Below are 16466 nucleotides of genomic sequence, written 5' to 3' on the forward strand. Positions count from 1 at the left end.
CTTTTCTCCCAGGGTTCCTGCGGCGGCCCCCTCGACGTGCCGCCCCGTCACCCGCGCAAGGTGATGCCGTGGAGAAAATCGGCATTCGGCGGGTCAGCTTCGTACCCACTAGCTCATCTTGCTGCCGAACTGATCCGCTCTTGAGTACGGCTCATGAGGGTAATCGCATAGGGCCAACTGTCCGTCGCGGACGCGCCTCAGAAGGCAGCTTTAGGGCGCGCCCTGGGGTCTGTTCGTCCTGCCCGCCCGACCCCGACACGGTGGAGATCACGCCTCGCTGATGGGCTCCCCGGTCGACCGGAAGATGAAGTGCCAGGACTCTCCGCGCCCTTCTCCCTTGTACCAGTCGTCGAGAGGCTGCCGGGTCAGCTCGCCGTTCAGTTTGATCGGGCGGTTAGTCCCGGCGATCGGCAGAGTCGCCGAGAACTGGATCGAGTCGGCGGCTTTCGCCTCGTCGTAATCGCTTGTCAAGAGCTCCGATAGGTGGACCTGCAGGGGGAACGCGGCGGGACCGGTCAGGACAACGCCGTCTGTGCGCAGTTCTGCCCCGTGGGCACTCGCCGGGCTCTTTGGTCTTGGCTGCCCGATAGGTGACGTCGGGATGGAAGGACTTATCGAAAGCTCCTTCACCGTGTCGCCGTACGCGATCGACGCACGCATCGCGTGTGTGGGGAGCATTAGTGGGCTGGTGCCCATGTGCTCGACGAACGGCGTGACGTAGCCGTTCAACGACTTTCTCTCGGCGCCACCAGTGTTGCCGCCGGAGTTGAGCCACATGTCGACCTTCAGCAAGGTGGACGGCGGGTGGCCGATCGACGGGAGCAGCAGCCGGAGCAGTTCGTGGCGATAGGCGGACCGGGTCGACGTTCCTTCGCGCATCGGCACGTCGCGCCCCTGACCATTCTTCACGACGTACGGCACGCGGTCGGTTCCGAACGCGAAGGCGTGCACCTTCTCCGTCGCGCTGATGTGCACGAGCATGTGGCGAAGCACGTCGAGTGGCGTTTGATCGAACTGCCCCACCATCCCCTGCCACCAGTCGGCAGGGTCGGTCGCACCAGGATCGACTACTTCACCGCTCCGGTCGTCGAAGCCGACGATGAGCACGACCGGTTCACCCGCCGCACGGTTCGCGAGTCCGGCGAGCTGACGGGCCTTGTCCTTCTCCGGCCACCGTCCCTTGCATTCGACGAAGTCGTCTTCGGGGGGCACGTTCGCGTTGCGGCGCGCGTCGATTGCGGCAACGACGCGGCCTTCCAGCTCGACAGCGCGCATGTGGCGCAGGGTAGATGGGGTGACCGACATGCAGATAAGGCCACGCCCAAGCGGCTCGGGAGGCTCGCCAAGTGGCCCGGAATGGGCCGCTCAGGGACACCGGCACGAAACGATGTTGCTCAAGCACGCCTAGATGCTCAAACTCGCATGTGTCAGATGAGGACGTCCGCGAGGTTCGCCACCGGACCTTGCAGGGTTGCGGGTTCAAATCCCGTCGGCACAACTAGCTGGGGCCGGAGCTCAACCAGGTAGAGCGCAGCGCCCCAGTCAGCTCAGCTGGCCGGGGCGTTGTGTATGTGGGCGTCGCCCTAAGTGGGCCGCTCAGGGCGACGTGTCTCGCGGTAGTTCAGCCCCGCAGGCGTCGCACAGATCCCCCGCTCCCAGCGGCGCGCGGCAGTTCGGGCACGTGAACCGGGGCGGGCCGTCGGGCGGAACGGTTGGCGGTGGCGATGTGGGCCAACGCCAACGGTCACGACGACGCCACCTGTCAGGCACCGGTAGAGGCACGGCCTTCATCCTGCCCGCGGGTGTCCCTGAGTGGGCCGTTATGGGACAGAGGGCGGCTGCAGGGACACCCCTGACTCGCCGAGCTAGAAGGTCGCTACACCCGTCTGGGGGCTCTGAACGAGACATGGTGCTCCCGGCACGTGCGTCGTCCTATCGTTCGGGCATGGCACCCGGGGAACGACCGAAAGGGCTCCTGCCCCGACTACTGGGCTTCGCGCTCGCTCTGGCGGGCATCGCGCTGTTCTTCCGCGGCGTTGGCATCTTTCGGCACGGTGGCTCGTTCCTCGCTGGCGCTGCGCTACTGATCGTCGGAGTCATCTGCTTCGTCGTCGCAACCATCTGGGCGCGACGTTTGAAGGCGCGCTACCCCCTCGAACGCCGTTGAGAATCGTCGACGCCAGACAAGAGACTCCGGACCGTCTCTAAGCGGGCCGCTATGAGACAGGACCGACGGCGGGCGTAGTCACTGGCGGGCTGATGGGAACGGCGGCACAGGAGCGGGCTCGTCCCGCGCGGGACCTGCGGCCACGGCTTGTTGGAGACGATCGAGGTGGGCCTGATCGGACACCTCTACATCCAGGACCCGGTGCGCTGGGGACCCCGCCATCCGGAAGCCCCGTGGCTGAAGATGCGTCCGCCAAAGCCAATCGAGCCAAACAGCAGCCCACGCGCCCTCGTCCCCGCGTCCCGATATCTGCCTCCACCGGCCGGGCGAAGACTGCTCGCACGGGCAGGAGCTGTGCCACCAATAGGCATCGCTCACGGTCAGGGCGTATGCACCCGCGGGCCGCTTGTTGAACCAGCCCGGGGTCGTCACGGCCAGACGCTAACGCCTCACCCTGAACTCCGGGTGCGGTGTCTCAAAGTGGGCCGCTCAAGGACATCGATCAGCTGGCCCAGCCAGCGAGGAAGCCGGCGACCTGATGCGAGGCGTGGCGCTCGAGCGCTTCGCCGGTGATGTCGTAGCTGCTCAGGGTGGTCTCGGGGCGGGCGTGGCGTAGCAGCCGCTGGACGTCCCGCAACGGGATGCCTTGGTTGAGCCCGACGGTGCCAACTGTCCGGCGGAGCGCGTGCGGGCCGATGGGCCGGGCAATGCCGGCCCCCCTGGCGGTCGCGGCGACGTAGCGGTGCACGGCGCGCCGCTCCATGCCGGCGCCCGAGCGGGTGCGCAGCAGCGGCCCGGTTGTCCGGCCGTCGACGGCGGCCTGCACGGCCGCGAGCGCCGGAATGGGCACGGGCACGCGAGCGGGCTTGTCGCCCTTGCCCAGGACGATGAGGGTGGCGTAGCCGCGCACGGCGCCGAAGGACTCCACGGTCAGGCCGGCCATCTCCGTGGCGCGCAGGCCCATCATGCCGCCGAGCACGGCGATGGCGTGGTGGGTCGGGCCCAGGTGACGGGCGGTGGTCAGGAAGGCCGCGTACTCCAACACGGTGAGCACCTCCCGCCGCTGCAATTCCCGCTGGATCTTGGGGCGGGTGACGCGGGCGCACGGGTTGGCGGCGACCAGCTCCTCCTCGTAGGCCAGGCGATAGATGCTGGCCACGGCGTCGTAGTGTCCGGCAACCGAGGCGCGGGACAGCCCGGAATCGGCGACGGTGCGCAGCCACAGTTCGACGTCGGCGCGCCGGGCAGCCAGCGGGTCCATGCGGCGGTCGGCGCACCACCTGCTCCAGCGGGGCAAGTAGGTGGCGTAGGTCAGTTGCGTGGAGGGCTTGAAGCGGGACAGCCACCAGGCGGCGAGGTCATCCCAGGCGGCATGCCCCGAGGGCGGCAAGGTCACAGAGCTCACAGACGTGAAGACCCACGCATCTCTCCGAACTGTCGCCTGTCGCCTCGCCCCTTCGACGAAACAACGCGAAAGAGGAACCCCGGTCGCCCAACGGGGTGAGTGACCGGACCAGCCGCGGCGTCCTTGAGCGGCCCACTCATGGACATCAGTCAGCAGGTGCTCAGATGCCTGGCCTGGCATGACACCGGTTCATCGGAGCCTCGTCCCCGAAAGGCTGACGCGCGGTTGCGTCAGGGGACGGCTGCGTGTCGGGGCGGCTACCTTCACGCCGTGGCGACCGAGCGTAGACAGCCCTCCTGGTTGATACCTGCGTTCATCGCCCTCGTGGCGGTCGGGCTGGTGTTCGTCATCGTGGGGATTGCCAACCAGGTCTGGTTCGCAGTCGTCCTAGGGACTGTGGGAGTCCTCGGGAACACGTTGGGCCTATGGGCACAACTCCTCACCCGCCGCTCGCAAGCAGCCCGTCGAGGCGACTGACCTGATTAGGCCGACGGTGGGTGCTGTGGTCGGACACACGACCGCGCCACCTGTCCCCAAGGCCGCCCTCACGGCGAGCGGCCGGTGTCCCAGAGCAGGCCCATTTGGGACGGTCGCTCCAGGCTGTCTCCTCGGCAAGGTGGACCCGAGCGACCCGCCTCCCCGAACCGCGTCACGGGCAGCCGAGCGGCATGATCGCCCACCGTGGAAGGTGACTGGAACGACGCCGTCTCGATGCGGCTTGCCTGCCTGGCGCTGGACAAGGGTCGGTTGACCGACGACCTGGTCACTGCGCTGGCGGTGCGGGGAGCGCTCCTGGTCGATCTCGCGCTGCGCGGCCGGCTGACGGAGACAGCCGACGCCGTGGAGGTCGACCACGAGCCCAGTGGCTTCGCCCCGGCCGACAAGCTCATCGCCGGCGGGGCTCCGTCGTTGACGGAGCTGCTCACGCGCGGGCCGGTCGACCAGTACGACCTGGCGGCCGAACACCTGCGGCGCGGTTCCTGGACGCTCAAGCGGCGGCTCTTCCTCCGGCGCTATGTCGATCATCAGGAGGATCGGACACGGCGGGACGAGTGGGCGATGAAGTCACGATCTGGCCGCGAATGGACCCCGCCCGACGCCGCCCTGGCCGCGATCGCGGGTGTCCTGGGGCTGCTGCCGACCGGGCGCGCCCTGCCGACGGAGTCGCTGCTGGAGGCCACCGGCCCGGTACGAGGGCTGGTCGAACTGGTCGTCGGGGAGGTGAATCGACGAGTGGTCCTCGGGAGGGCGGTGCGCTGGGCGGACGCGTAGGAAGCCGCCCTGGCTCTGAGCGGCCCACTGTGGGACAGACCGGAGCAGATCACGGCTGAGGTGGCCGGCTCGTCGTGATGCCATAACGCCGCCGTGCCCAGACGCGGAAGATCAGCACGACCGCCAGCAGGATGGCAGCACTGACCAGGCCCCAGAGCCATCCCTGTAGCAGCAGGCCGATGACGAACAGCACCACCATCCCCGCTAGCGTTTGCATGACAGTGCGGGTAAAGGGCACTCCGAAGCGCTGCTGCGTCCAGGCCGCGTTCCCTGCCTCCACGCGCCCAACCCCTGCCTCGTACCGCTTCTGCCACGAGTTCTCTCGATCACCGTTCATGATCGACACTGTGGACGGACCCACCGCCAGCCGCCACTCATGATCCACAAGCGGGTGTCCCAGAGGCCGCCTTCAGAGATGCGTCGCCCGTCAGAGCTCGGCCACGGTAATGCGGGCGCCGGGGTCTTCGTTCTCGCCGGCATGGCGCTTGGAGGCCGCGATGCGGTCAACCCGTACGTCGTCCGCTTCCACGCGTAGCCCTGTCCCTGTGCGTACGCCTAGTACGCCGTCGAGGGCATCGATCGCCGCTTTGATCAAGTTGTCGAGGTCCGGCTCGTTACGCCCTCTCTGGTCCTGACCGAGCAAGAACTCGAGCTCCACCTGAACTCGACAACCGGCCGGAAGCGTGCAGCCGGAGAACGCCGACCGGAGATCCGCTTTCCAGCGCTGCTCATTGACTCCGGCTGAGTAGCCAGTGGGCCTGCCGCGGACCACCCGCTCGAAGCGGCCGGGTGTCGGCACGCTGGCTAGTCCACCAGATCGTTCGGGTTGCTGCGGTCGGTGCAGCGGCGGGGGCGGCGCGACGATGTAGCCGACTTCGACGTCGCCGTAGACCTCCAGCGCGCTGCGCCGGTGGTGCCACAGCCACGCGAGGTGCGCGCAGACGATGGCGTCCAGTTCGTCTTCCACGCGGGTGAGGTCGCCGCGGCGCGGCGCGGCAAGTGCTTGTTTCAGTTCCGCCCACCGCGGATTACTGAGGAGTGCCAGCTCCGGGATGGACTCGAGGTGCTGCACGAACAACCGGAATCCCGGCGCCCGTCGTTGATCGTTGCCCTTCTTGTAGTCCAAGCGGTACGGGAGCTCGAACAGCCCCACAAGCGCAGGGTGCGGATAGACCTCGATGCAGACGCCGACGTCACCGCCGGTGGGCGTTCGGGGATCCACCGCCCATCCGAAGTGCTGAGCCAACCTCATGGCCCGCGTGTCACCACCGGGAAAGCGGGTGTGGTTGGAGGTGTGAGCAGACGCCCCGAAACCGCCGAATGCCTGACCTATGAGCCTCTCGGGGACGCGTTGACCAGTCTCGTTCGGCACGATCAGAGGGGCGTCGACAGCGGCGACGACGACGTGACCAGGCTGCGCCGCTATCCATTCAGCAATCTGATCGTCGGTCCTGGCACACGCAGATCCCGTCAGGCGGCCCGTTTCGTCGACGGCTGCCAGCCCTGTGGCACCGGTTGACCAACCGAGATCGACACCCAGGAAGACCGACGTGCTGCGCGCCGCCTCAGCACCATTCATCTTCCTAGTCTGCCAAGACGGCGCTCACTGCCTGGCCGCGCAGGCCCAGCTGGAGAAAACAAGATCACGGGCCCTCACACCTTATGCACCTAGGGTCCGCCGATTCGTGGTGACGGGTTTCTGGAGACTCGCGCGAAGCCTTGACGGCATGGGAACCAGCGGCAGCCCCGGCTACCAAGCGCGACGGCGGGAGCGAGAGCGGCAACGGCGCCAGCAGGCTGGGCGCACGCCGATGAAGAAGGCCGGCTCACCCAAGCCCGGCTCCGGCGTGGAAGAGCGAGACCGCCGGACAGCAGCGACGGCCTGCGGCTGGTGCGGTGGGCCGATCACCCCGGGGAGCCGGGGGCCGATTCCGAAGTGGTGCTCGGCTACCTGCCGGCACCGCGCCTGGGAGCAGGCGAGGGCCGCTACCTCCGGTCTGTCCGCGGTGGAGGTCGTCGAGCGGCGCGTCGAGGTCCAGGTTCCTCTCGTGCCCACCCGCCGCGACTGGCCAAGTCTGCTCGGCGAGCTCGCCGGCCAGTTGAACGACGGGCGGGTCTACGACCGCGACCTGCCTGCCCTTGCGCGGGCACTGCAACCCGTACTGGAGGCCTACCGGAGACGGGCCCACCTCACCGGCGCCCCCGATGTGCGCTGAATCCGAGGCTCCTGAACTTCTCCAGCCAGCAGCAGCCCGCCGCTCGAGTCTCCAGTCCCCCGCGCACGGCCACGTTCGTCTGGCTGGAGAGGAACTGGAGGTCGGCGGCAGACCGCTCCCCCACTGTCGTAGGGAAGCTTCACGCAGCAATCCGCGACCGAACCGGGAGAGGCCGACATGGGTGATCCGCAGCCGCTTCGGGACGTCATGGCCGCCGGTCGGCTTCTCCTCACGCCAGAGGAAGCGGCGGAGGTCCTCCGGGTCGGCCGCACAACGGTGTACGCGCTGATGAAGTGCGGGGATCTGCGTGCCGTACACATCGGCCGCAGTTGCCGGATCTCTCAGGCAGAGCTCAACCGCTACGTCCGCCGGCTTGAGGCTTCCCCGTCCCGTCCACAGCCTTCGCCGGACGCCGCGTGAATCCACAGTGCGCCTACTCATCGCGTGAGCGGTCTCCCAGACTGAGCCTCCGGAAGCGCGCCGAGAGGTAGCTGATGGCGGGACGCGCGTCGAACGGCGAGTCGACGATCTACAAGGGCGCCGACGGGCGCTGGCACGGCTACGTCTCCGTCGGCTTCACGCTCGACGGCACGCTCGACCGCCGGCACGTCAGCAGCAAGAAGCGAGGCGTCGTGGTCGCCAAGGTCCGAGAGCTCGAGCGCAAGCGCGACGCCGGGACCATCACCGACACGTCGACCCCAACCGTGGGTGCCTGGCTCGAGCACTGGCTCACCACCATCGCCCCGCGCCGCGTTCGGCAACGAACGCTCGAGAGCTACGAGTCGGCCGTCCGCCGGCACCTCGTCCCAGGCATCGGCCGCCACCGCCTCGACCGCCTCCGGCCGGAGCACCTCGACGGGCTGTACACGGCCCTGCTGAACGACGGCTACTCCCCCGCCACGGTGCTCCGGCATCACCGGATCCTGTCCCGGGCCCTGACCGTCGCCGTCCAGCGCGGCCACGTCCCCCGCAACGTCGCCGCCCTGGTCGACCCGCCCGCGCAGCAGCCGAGCGACCTGGCCACCGCCCTGGACCTCGGCGAAGCCCGCGCCGTCCTTGAAGCGGCCGCCACCGTGCGCAACTCGGCACGCTGGACCGTCGCCCTGGCCCTCGGCCTGCGCCAGTCCGAGGCGCTCGCGCTGCAGTGGAAGGACATCGACCTGCTCAACAACACCCTCATGGTCCGGCGCAGCATCCACCGCGTCCGCGGCGGTGGCCTGATCTACGAGGAGCCCAAGAGCAAGCGCAGCCAGCGCACCCTGGCGCTTCCGCTACCGCTCGTCGCAGAGCTTCACCGGCACAAGGCCGCCCAGCTCGGTGAGCGGATGCTGGCCGGCTCCGAGTGGCACGACGAGGACCTCGTCTTCGCCCAGCCCAACGGCCGGCCGATCGACAAGAAGAGCGACTACGACGAGTGGACGCGTCTGCTGCAGAAGGCCGGCGTCCGCCACGTCCGCCTGCACGACGGGCGACACACCGCCGCCACCCTGCTGCTGACCGAGAACGTCCACCCGCGGGTGGTCATGGAGCTGCTCGGCCACAGCCAGATGCGCACGACCATGGACATCTACAGCCACGTCATGCCGGCCCTCGCCCGGGAGGCCGCCGACCGGATGGGAGCCCTGCTGCTGACAACTAAGGGCAGGCAAACTGCAACCACAACTGCAACCAGAGACGACTCAGGCCGCCCTCCAGAAGGAGAACGGCCTGGTCATCGGGGTGGAGCTGAGGGGACTCGAACCCCTGACCCCCACACTGCCAGTGTGGTGCGCTACCAGCTGCGCCACAGCCCCGTACCGACCCGGTCTGGTGTGTCCGGGCCGTCGACAACTGTACAGGGCCGGTGCGGTCGACCGGCGCAGGGGGTGGAGATGCGCGGCGTGGTCCTCCCCACCGCGACGGCGCAGGGTCAGCCCTGCTTCATCTGCGCGATACGGAGGTGGTTGCCGAAGGGGTCGCGCAGCCCGAAGTCGATGCCGTAGGGCTGGTCGACGGGCTCCTCGGTGATCTCCACGCCCTTCGCCTTGAGCTCGGCGTGGGTCTTGTAGGCGTCGTCGCACTGGAAGAACAGGTGCCCACCGGCGGCACCCTTGCTGATCAGGTCGCGCACCTGAGCGGCGGTCTCCTCGCTCATGGACGGCGGCCCCGGCTTCTCCAGAAGGACGGCGCGGTCGGGCTGACCCGGCAGATTGACCGTCAGCCACCGCATGGGGCCGAAGTTCATGTCGGACTGGACCTCGAAGCCGAGCTTGCCGACGTAGAAGTCGAGCGCCTGGTCCTGGTCGGGCACGTAGATCTGGGTGATGGTGATCGCGGTCAACATGGGGAGAACGCTAGGGAGGGTCACGCCCCCGGCGCTTCTCCGAAACTGCTCGGTCGCGCCCACGCCATGGCGAAGCAGGTGGGCACCGGCGGCAGCGGCCCACGACGCCGGTAGGCGCTGGGCGGCTCCCCCACGATGTCCCGGAACACCCGGCTGAACGTGCCGAGGCTCGAGAACCCGACGTCCATGCAGATGTCGGTGACGCTCCGGTCGCCCGACCGCAGCAGGAACATCGCCCGCTCCACCCGCCGGCGCTGCAGGTACCGGTTGGGGGTCTCGCCGAAGGTCGCCCGGAAGGTCCGGATGAAGTGCGCCTCGGAGACGAGCGCGATCCGGGCCAGGGTGGGGACGTCGAGCGGCTCGGCGTAGGCGCGGTCCATCGCGTCCCGGGCGCGGAGCAACCGCCGGTTGGCGTCCTCGGCGGCACGGCTCACGCCGCGATCACATCACGGGCGGTCGCGGGTCAGATGTCGACGCCCCGCTCCCGCAGCCACGGGAGCGGGTTGATCCGGTCCCCGCCGACACCGCCCTCGTGCACCTCGAAGTGCAGGTGCGGGCCGGTCGACTGGCCCCGGTTGCCGAGCAGGGCGATGGTCTCCCCCGCCTCCACGTACTGCCCCGGCTCCACCAGGATCTGGTCCATGTGGCCGTAGACGGTCACGTCACCGTTCTCGTGGAGGATGTAGACCGCCAGCCCGAACCCGCTGGCCGCCCCGGCCCGCAGAACGACGCCGTCGACGGCCGCGTACTCCGGTGTGCGCATGGGCGCGGCCAGGTCGATGCCGTAGTGGAAGGTGCCCCAGCGCCCGCCGTACCCGCTGGTCAGGCGCGCACCCGCGACCGGGAGCACCGCCTTCGGGCGGGCCGCCTCGGCCGCCGCCTCCGCGGCCGCCGCCTCCGCGGCCGCTGCCTCGGCCCGCGCGGCGCGCGACGCGGCGACCTCCGCGAGCCGCGCCTCCGCCTCCGCCACGGAGATGGAGGCCTGCGGCAGCAGCTCGACGTCCTGATCGGCGGCGAACAGCGCATCCTGCGCGTCCTGCACCGCCCCCTGCTCCGCGGCGGCCTGGGGGGCACCTGTCACGCCGGTCACCCCGGCGACCAGCCCGCCCGCCACCAGCGCACCGAGGAGCAGCGACCCGCGACGCAGGCCCGCCGCCGGCCGCCGCCCATCCGCAGCCGCGGCGCGGTGCGACCGCGAGCGGGCGGGGGCGGGACCAGCCGAGGGGTTCGGACCGGGACGCCGACCAGCCATGCACCTACCCGTCTCGTGGGGGAAGAAGCCCGTCGCCGGGCCCGATGGGGTTGCCCCCGATCGAAACACTCCGTGACGATTCCGTGACCAGGCGTTCGGCGTGTTCGTCGGGACACGCCGCGTGGTCTGCCTCACACGTCCCGCCCGTCACAACCCGGGGCAGGCGGCCCGCGCGGGGCCGGTCAGCCGACCGGCAGTGCCTGGTCGACCGCGCGCGGCCGGGGCCCCTCGGCCTCCCGGAACCGCCGCACCGCGGCCATCCCGCCCGGCACGCACCCGGCTCCGAGCGCGACCAGCACCGCGACCGCGGCGCGGGCCGGCAGCTCCGGCCCCGCGGAGAGCACGTGCGCGGTCCACAGGACGTCGACGTCGGGCAGGCCCTGCACCAGCAGCAGCCAGCCGAGGACCACCGCGAGCAACCCCGTCATCGCGCCCCGGCCGCGACGAGCGGCGACGAAGCCGAGCACCGCGACGGCCACCGCGGTCACCCCGGGCAGCAGCGCGGAGGCGATCGCCCCGGCGTGCGAGGAGACGCTCGCCGGCGGCTCGGGCGTGGCCAGTGCGTGCCACAACGCGGCGGCCCCGCCGAGCAGCAGGAGGGCCCCGAGCGGCCGCGGCCCGCGGGCCAGCAGGCCGGCGGCGACGGCGGCCAGCGCCAGCGCGGCGTAGATCGGCCACACCGCCCACGGCGGGGGTGGCGGGCTCCAGACCAGCTCGCCGCGCACCTGCACCTGCTCCCCGCCGTAGGTCATGGGCACGACCCACTCGGAGACGACGTGGCTGCGGGTGGGGTCGGCCGCGACCACCGGCGGCAGCACGCCCTCGCTCATCCAGTGCGTGCGGTGGTCGTGCCACGTGTACTGCGGCTCGGTGGAGACCTGCGCCCACTCCGGCTCGGCGGCCGGGTCGGCGCTGGGCGGCAGCGCCGCGCGGCCGTAGCGGTCGAGGTTGATGTAGGTGGCCGGGCTGCGGGAGTTGCGCCAGACGCCGTCCGGGCCGATCCGCAGGTAGGGCTCGTCGGAGTAGCCGGGCACCTCGACGTCGGTCGCCGTCGGGTTGACGACCTCGAACTCGTCGCCGAAGGACAGCACCCGCACCGAGACCCCCGGCAGCGCGGGGGTCACCGACAGCACCCGGCCGTCGAAGTCGCTGCCCGCGGCCCCCCCGCCGACGTGGGCGGCGGCCGGGCCGGCGACGAGCAGCCCGGCCAGCCCGGCGAGGACGACGACCAACAGGCGGCCGAGCGCCCGTCTCACGCCCCGGCCACCACGCGCTCGAGGTCGGCGGCCATGTCGCGGCTGGTGTTGCCCGCGTCGAAGGCGACGTGCGCCAGGTCGTCCGCGCCGTAGAGCAGCACGTGGGTGGAGTGCAGCCGGCCGTCGTCCTCCGCCTGCGGCACCCCCGCCGCCAGCTGCGCCTGGTCGATCTGCTGCTGGTCACCGGTCAGCCCGACGAAGCGGGTGGGCAGGTCGGCGTCGAAGCGGCCCAGGTACTCCGCCAGCACCGCGGGGGTGTCGTGGCCCGGGTCGGTGGTCACGAAGACGAAGGTCACCTGCTCGGCCACCGCCGGGTCCAGGCCCCGGAGGGCGACGGCGGCATCGGCGAGGGTGGTCGGGCAGACGTCGGGGCAGTTGGTGTAACCGAAGAACAGCAGCGTCGGCCTGCCCTCGGTGGCGGCGGCGAAGTCGTAAGCCGCCCCGCTGGTGTCGGTGAGGGTGAACGACGGCCGCTGGTACGGGTCGGCCAGGTCGATGCCCGCGTAGGTGTCCTCCGGGCCCTCGACCGCCGCCGGGGCGCCCGACGAGTGGTCGTGGCCCTCCCCCTCGGCGGCGGCGTCCCCACCGCAGCCGGCCAGCACGAGTCCGGCCGAGACGACCAGGGCGGCCAACCGGCTGCGGTGGTGCGAGCTCACGAGGACACGGTACGTCGGCCCGCCCGCCAGCCGAGGACGACGCCGCCGAGCCCCAGCAGGACGGCGACCACGGAGAGCACGAGCGCCACGGTGCCCGTGGAATCGCCGGACGCGCTCTCCGAGGTCGCGGCCTCCTCGACCGGCGTGTCGGCGGCGGCCGGCTCGGGAGTGGCGGTGTCGTCGCCGTGGCTGCCGCTCACCGCGTCCGAGCCACCGGCCAGCGTCAGCACCGGCGCGGGCCGGTCCGGCTCCGGCTGCCCCTCGACCGCGGGCTCGATCCAGGCGGACTCGGTGCCGTCGCTGTAGCTCTGCACGGTCGGGAACACCAGCTCCCCGGTCTCCGGGAACGGGCCCCCGGAGAGCGCGAACTCCTGGAACTGGCCGGGCGCGATGCCGCCGCCGTCCGCGGCGCGGAACTCCACGACCGAGACGTAGGAGGTGACCTGCTGGCCGTGGTTCTCCAGCGGGGTAGACAGCTCCGAGGTGGTCAGCGTGGCCGTCCAGCCGGGCACCGGCTGGACGCGCAGCGAGGCGAGCGCGGCCTCCGCCGGGATGGAGATGCGCAGCGCGACGGTGCTGGCGGTGTCGCTCTCGTTGGGGACGCGGAAGGTCAGTTTGCCGAACCCACCGGGCGCGGCGTCGGAGGACGACACGCCGACGTGGGCCGCGGCGGCGCCGGCTCCGGCGACCGCGGCGGCCAGCGCGGTGAGCACCGCGAGCAGGACGACCGCCAGGCGGGCCAGGGGGCGGGGCAGGGACGTGGACACAGTTCTCCTGTCGGATGGGAGCGGACGGGGTCAGCGCACCGGGAAGGTGGTGCTGGCGGTTCTGGCGGTGAATTCGTCGAGCCGCACGGTCACGGTGAGGGTCCAGGTGCCGGCCGTCGGGATCACCATGCCGTCCCCGATGGAGTGGCCGGGCCCGGCCGGTGCCAGGGGAACCTCGATCGGACCGAGCTCCTGGGCCGGCTCGGTGAGCGCCACCCGGATCTCGACCGGCTGGATCAGCTGCCCGGCCGCGTCGAAGAGGTAGACGTGCAGCGTGTTGGGCCCGGTGGTGGCCGGGTCGACGGAGATCTGCACGTTGCCGTCGGCGCCGGCCGTGGTCTCCAGCGGCACCATCACGTCCACCGGGCGGGCGATCTCCGCGCGGGCCGGTGGGGTGCCGACGAGGACCGCGGACAGCGCGAGGACGACCACGGCCAGGCCCGCCTCGACCAGCACCGAGCGGCGCAGCACGGGCCGGTCCTCCGCCGCGGCCTGCGCCTGCACCTCGGCCCGCGCGCCGGCCGCCGAGTCGACGGCGGGATCGGCCTCCGCCTCCTCCGCGGCGGCGAAGGCGTGGGCGGTCACCCGGCGGCGGCCCGCCGGGCGCGGCCGGGCGACGCCGAGGTGCTGCTGCACCCACACCCGGGAGATGCCGGCGGCGGCGAGCACGAGCAGCACGACGGCCAGCTTGGCGACCAGCAGCCAGCCGTAGGTGGTGGTGACCAGCGCGACGGGCGACCCCACCTCCCGCACCGCCTGCACGACGCCGGTCACCACCAGGGCGGTCACCGAGCCGGCGGCCAGCCGGGAGAACCGCGGCAGGACGTCGGCGAGGTCGGCGCCGTCCCGGGACAGCACGCCGGCCAGCAGGCCCGCCAGCCCGCCCAGCCACACCGTCATCGCCGCGACGTGGACCGTGGTGGCGACCACCGCCAGCCCTGGCCACGGCCCGGCGACGGGATGCCCCACCGCCGCCACCGTGACCACCAGCCCCGCGGCGAGGACGGAGCCGAGCAGCAGCGCCGGCCGGGACGGGGGCACCGCCCGCCGCCACACGGCGCGGAGCACGAGGGCGAGCGCGGCGGCGAGCCCGACCCGGACCAGCAGCGTGAGGCCGTGCACCGAGGACGCCGTGGCGCCCAGCAGGGCCGGGTCGAACGCCGAGCCGATCCCGCTGGCCGCGGCGTACGGCCCCTGCAGCAGGAACGTCAGCACGGCACCGAGGGCCACCGCGGCCAGCCCGCCGGCGGCCATCCGCCGCAGCCGCGGGGAGGACCAGCCGGACGGCCAGCAGGTGAGCAGCAGGACCGGCACGCCCACGCCCAGGGCGAGCCCGGCGAAGCCCAGCCAGCGGGCGGCCGGCAGCGCGGCGGCGACGGCCGGGTCGACATCGACCCCGTCGTCGGCCGCCCCGACGGGGACGAGTTCCCCGTTCCCGACGACGAAGGAGAAGGCCCCCGAGATCGGGTGCGAGTCGGCCGACACCACCCGGAAGGTGACGAGGTAGCCGTCCTCGGGCAGGTCGCCGCGCAGCGGGATCGTCACCGCGCCGCCGTCCACGGCCGGGGTGCCGGTGTCGACACGGTCCCCTCCGGAGCCCAGCACGCGGGCGTACCCGGCGCCCAGGGACACGCCCTCGCTGAACTGCAGCGTCACCTGCTCCGGCGCCTGCGCCAGCCGGGCGCCCTCCCCCGGGTCGGTGGCGACGAGCTCGGCGTGCGCGGCGGCCGGTCCCGCGGTCACGACCCCGAGCCCGAGCCAGGCGGCCACCAGCGCGAGCAGCAGCAGCGCCGGCGAACGGCGGCTCACGCCGGGACCCGCTCGCGGGCGACGGCGGGCACCGCGCGCCGGCGGCGGCCCCGCCAGGCGATCGTGGCGATCAGGGCCACGCCGGCGAGGAGCACCAGGTGGGCGGCGGCGCGTTCGGCGTGCACCTGCCCGGCGCGCAGGTCGGCGACGGTGAGCACGGCCAGCAGCACCACGAACGTGCCGAGGAAGGGCAGCGCCCCGCCGGCCAGGCGAGGCGCCGCCGCCACGGCCAGGAAGGCCGCCGCGACGGCGAGGTTCCAGGCGCCGGACTCGTGCGCCATGTGCACCGGCGCGCTCATCGCCGCGGCGCCCGCGCTGAGGGAGGGCCAGGCGAACCCCGCCTGGGCCACGCCCACCGCCAGCAGGGCCAGCCGCAGCGCGGTGGCGGACAACCGGGACCGCGCGGCCGCCGCGGTGCCGGGCAGCTCGCGCGGCAGCGCGGTCAGGACGGCGGCCGTGAGATCGGGCACAGCCGGTGCCGCCGCCAGGCGGGCCCGCCGGGTGACCAGCTCGGCCTGCCGGGCCCACGCCGCGCACGCGGCGCAACCGGCCAGGTGTCGGTCGAGGTCGGCGGCGGGCATCCCGAGCGGCTCGCCGTCGAGCCGGGCCGAGATCGCCTCGCGGAATCCGGGACACTGCATGCATCAGTAGTCGTCGGCGAGACCCTGCTGGTTCCCCTCAATTTCGGGAGCGGCCCGCGCACCGTCCGCCGGGGATGATGAAACGCGTGGACGAACTGGAGCGGACCGCCGCGGCGGCCGTCGACGGGGACCCGCTCGCCGCGGCGGCGCTGGTCCGGGCGACCCAGTCCGACGTCTGGCGGCTGTGCGCGGCGCTCGGTGACCGGGAGTCCGCGGACGACCTGACGCAGGAGACCTACCTGCGTGCCTTCGGCGCGCTGCACCGGTTCGAGGGGCGCTCCTCCCTGCGCACCTGGCTGCTGGCCATCGCCCGCCGCGTCTGCGCCGACGCGGTGCGCTCCCGCCGGCGCCGCCGCCTGACCCTGGTCCGCGAGGACGCCGACCTGGAGGCGCTGGACCGCACCGACGGGGCCGACCGGGTCGGCGAGGGCGCCGTCGTCGCCGACCTGCTCGCCCGGCTGGACCCCGAGCGGCGGGAGGCCTTCGTGCTCACCCAGCTGCTGGGCCTGCCCTACGCGCAGGCCGCCGAGGTCGCCGGCTGCCCGGTCGGCACGATCCGCTCCCGCGTGGCACGGGCCCGCGCCGACCTCGTCGACGCGCTGGCGGAGGACGGGCGGGGCGCGGCGCGCGGGTGACGCCTGGGGAAACGGCGGGGAAGCGGAGACCTATGCTGCCCGACGGCCCTGCGGCCGCCAGGAGGCG

At 72.1% G+C, this 16466-nt stretch carries 17 protein-coding genes, 1 tRNA gene and 1 pseudogene; 6 read left to right on the forward strand and 13 right to left on the reverse strand.

What is annotated here, in order from left to right; translation table 11 throughout:
• Window positions 1-267 precede the first annotated feature (267 nt).
• Window positions 268-1275: a hypothetical protein gene (locus tag BMZ50_RS20405; protein WP_143087240.1), complete on the reverse strand. Its 1008-nt coding sequence runs from the start codon at window positions 1273-1275 to the stop codon at window positions 268-270.
• Between the two features lie 670 nt (window positions 1276-1945).
• Between BMZ50_RS20405 and BMZ50_RS23825 the strand changes: the two genes are divergently transcribed.
• Window positions 1946-2167 (forward strand): DUF2964 family protein, encoded by a 222-nt coding sequence (locus tag BMZ50_RS23825; RefSeq protein ID WP_143087241.1) that lies wholly within the window; start codon window positions 1946-1948, stop codon window positions 2165-2167.
• 502 nt (window positions 2168-2669) lie between these two features.
• On the opposite strand, the gene BMZ50_RS20410 is transcribed toward BMZ50_RS23825, so the two are convergent.
• Window positions 2670-3563, reverse strand: a complete 894-nt coding sequence (locus tag BMZ50_RS20410) for a tyrosine-type recombinase/integrase (RefSeq protein WP_177212910.1) — start codon at window positions 3561-3563, stop codon at window positions 2670-2672.
• Between the two features lie 690 nt (window positions 3564-4253).
• Here BMZ50_RS20410 and BMZ50_RS20420 point away from each other — a divergent pair.
• Window positions 4254-4844: a hypothetical protein gene (locus BMZ50_RS20420; protein ID WP_091328922.1), complete on the forward strand. Its 591-nt coding sequence runs from the start codon at window positions 4254-4256 to the stop codon at window positions 4842-4844.
• A gap of 49 nt (window positions 4845-4893) precedes the next feature.
• Here the strand turns inward: BMZ50_RS20420 and BMZ50_RS20425 are convergent, their stop codons facing one another.
• Entirely contained in the window at window positions 4894-5181 is a 288-nt protein-coding gene (locus BMZ50_RS20425; RefSeq protein ID WP_143087242.1) for a hypothetical protein, read from the reverse strand.
• Window positions 5182-5271: 90 nt separating this feature from the next.
• The gene (locus tag BMZ50_RS20430; protein ID WP_091328926.1) at window positions 5272-6423 is read right to left on the reverse strand and encodes a DUF429 domain-containing protein; all 1152 of its coding nucleotides are present in this window, start codon (window positions 6421-6423) and stop codon (window positions 5272-5274) included.
• 427 nt (window positions 6424-6850) lie between these two features.
• On the opposite strand from BMZ50_RS20430, the gene BMZ50_RS20435 reads away from it, so the two are divergent.
• The 3 genes and pseudogenes from BMZ50_RS20435 to BMZ50_RS25325 form a co-directional block, all read left to right on the forward strand.
• On the forward strand, window positions 6851-7060 hold the full coding sequence (locus BMZ50_RS20435; protein WP_091328928.1) for a hypothetical protein: 210 nt from the start codon (window positions 6851-6853) through the stop codon (window positions 7058-7060).
• A 207-nt stretch (window positions 7061-7267) separates the two neighbouring features.
• Complete coding sequence (locus BMZ50_RS25320; RefSeq protein ID WP_091329083.1) at window positions 7268-7480, forward strand: helix-turn-helix domain-containing protein; 213 nt, start codon at window positions 7268-7270, stop codon at window positions 7478-7480.
• A gap of 74 nt (window positions 7481-7554) precedes the next feature.
• Window positions 7555-8580: pseudogene (locus BMZ50_RS25325) on the forward strand (tyrosine-type recombinase/integrase); the annotation flags it as partial.
• A 200-nt stretch (window positions 8581-8780) separates the two neighbouring features.
• On the opposite strand, the gene BMZ50_RS20460 reads toward BMZ50_RS25325, so the two are convergent.
• From BMZ50_RS20460 to BMZ50_RS20500, 9 genes are all read right to left on the reverse strand, one after another.
• Window positions 8781-8853: transfer RNA gene (locus BMZ50_RS20460), tRNA-Ala, on the reverse strand.
• 116 nt (window positions 8854-8969) lie between these two features.
• A complete protein-coding gene (locus tag BMZ50_RS20465; protein ID WP_091328936.1) occupies window positions 8970-9383 on the reverse strand; it encodes a VOC family protein in 414 nt (137 codons plus the stop codon).
• A 20-nt stretch (window positions 9384-9403) separates the two neighbouring features.
• A complete protein-coding gene (locus BMZ50_RS20470) occupies window positions 9404-9817 on the reverse strand; it encodes a helix-turn-helix domain-containing protein (protein WP_091328938.1) in 414 nt (137 codons plus the stop codon).
• Between the two features lie 29 nt (window positions 9818-9846).
• Complete coding sequence (locus BMZ50_RS20475) at window positions 9847-10464, reverse strand: M23 family metallopeptidase (protein WP_245753771.1); 618 nt, start codon at window positions 10462-10464, stop codon at window positions 9847-9849.
• 353 nt (window positions 10465-10817) lie between these two features.
• Window positions 10818-11891 (reverse strand): hypothetical protein, encoded by a 1074-nt coding sequence (locus BMZ50_RS20480; protein ID WP_091328942.1) that lies wholly within the window; start codon window positions 11889-11891, stop codon window positions 10818-10820.
• On the reverse strand, window positions 11888-12547 hold the full coding sequence (locus BMZ50_RS20485; RefSeq protein WP_091328944.1) for an SCO family protein: 660 nt from the start codon (window positions 12545-12547) through the stop codon (window positions 11888-11890). Before BMZ50_RS20485 ends, BMZ50_RS20480 begins: the two co-directional genes overlap by 4 nt.
• Window positions 12544-13314 (reverse strand): YcnI family protein, encoded by a 771-nt coding sequence (locus BMZ50_RS20490; protein ID WP_091328946.1) that lies wholly within the window; start codon window positions 13312-13314, stop codon window positions 12544-12546. The genes BMZ50_RS20485 and BMZ50_RS20490 overlap by 4 nt, the downstream gene beginning before the upstream one ends.
• A gap of 30 nt (window positions 13315-13344) precedes the next feature.
• A complete protein-coding gene (locus BMZ50_RS20495) occupies window positions 13345-15123 on the reverse strand; it encodes a copper resistance CopC/CopD family protein (protein ID WP_091328948.1) in 1779 nt (592 codons plus the stop codon).
• Window positions 15120-15764 (reverse strand): zf-HC2 domain-containing protein, encoded by a 645-nt coding sequence (locus BMZ50_RS20500; protein ID WP_091328950.1) that lies wholly within the window; start codon window positions 15762-15764, stop codon window positions 15120-15122. The genes BMZ50_RS20495 and BMZ50_RS20500 overlap by 4 nt, the downstream gene beginning before the upstream one ends.
• Before the next feature lie 77 nt (window positions 15765-15841).
• Between BMZ50_RS20500 and BMZ50_RS20505 the strand changes: the two genes are divergently transcribed.
• A complete protein-coding gene (locus BMZ50_RS20505) occupies window positions 15842-16399 on the forward strand; it encodes a sigma-70 family RNA polymerase sigma factor (RefSeq protein WP_425432022.1) in 558 nt (185 codons plus the stop codon).
• Window positions 16400-16466: the final 67 nt, after the last annotated feature.

Origin of the sequence: Geodermatophilus ruber (assembly GCF_900114385.1) — a bacterium.
In the GTDB taxonomy this organism is placed as follows: Bacteria; Actinomycetota; Actinomycetes; order Mycobacteriales; family Geodermatophilaceae; genus Geodermatophilus; species Geodermatophilus ruber.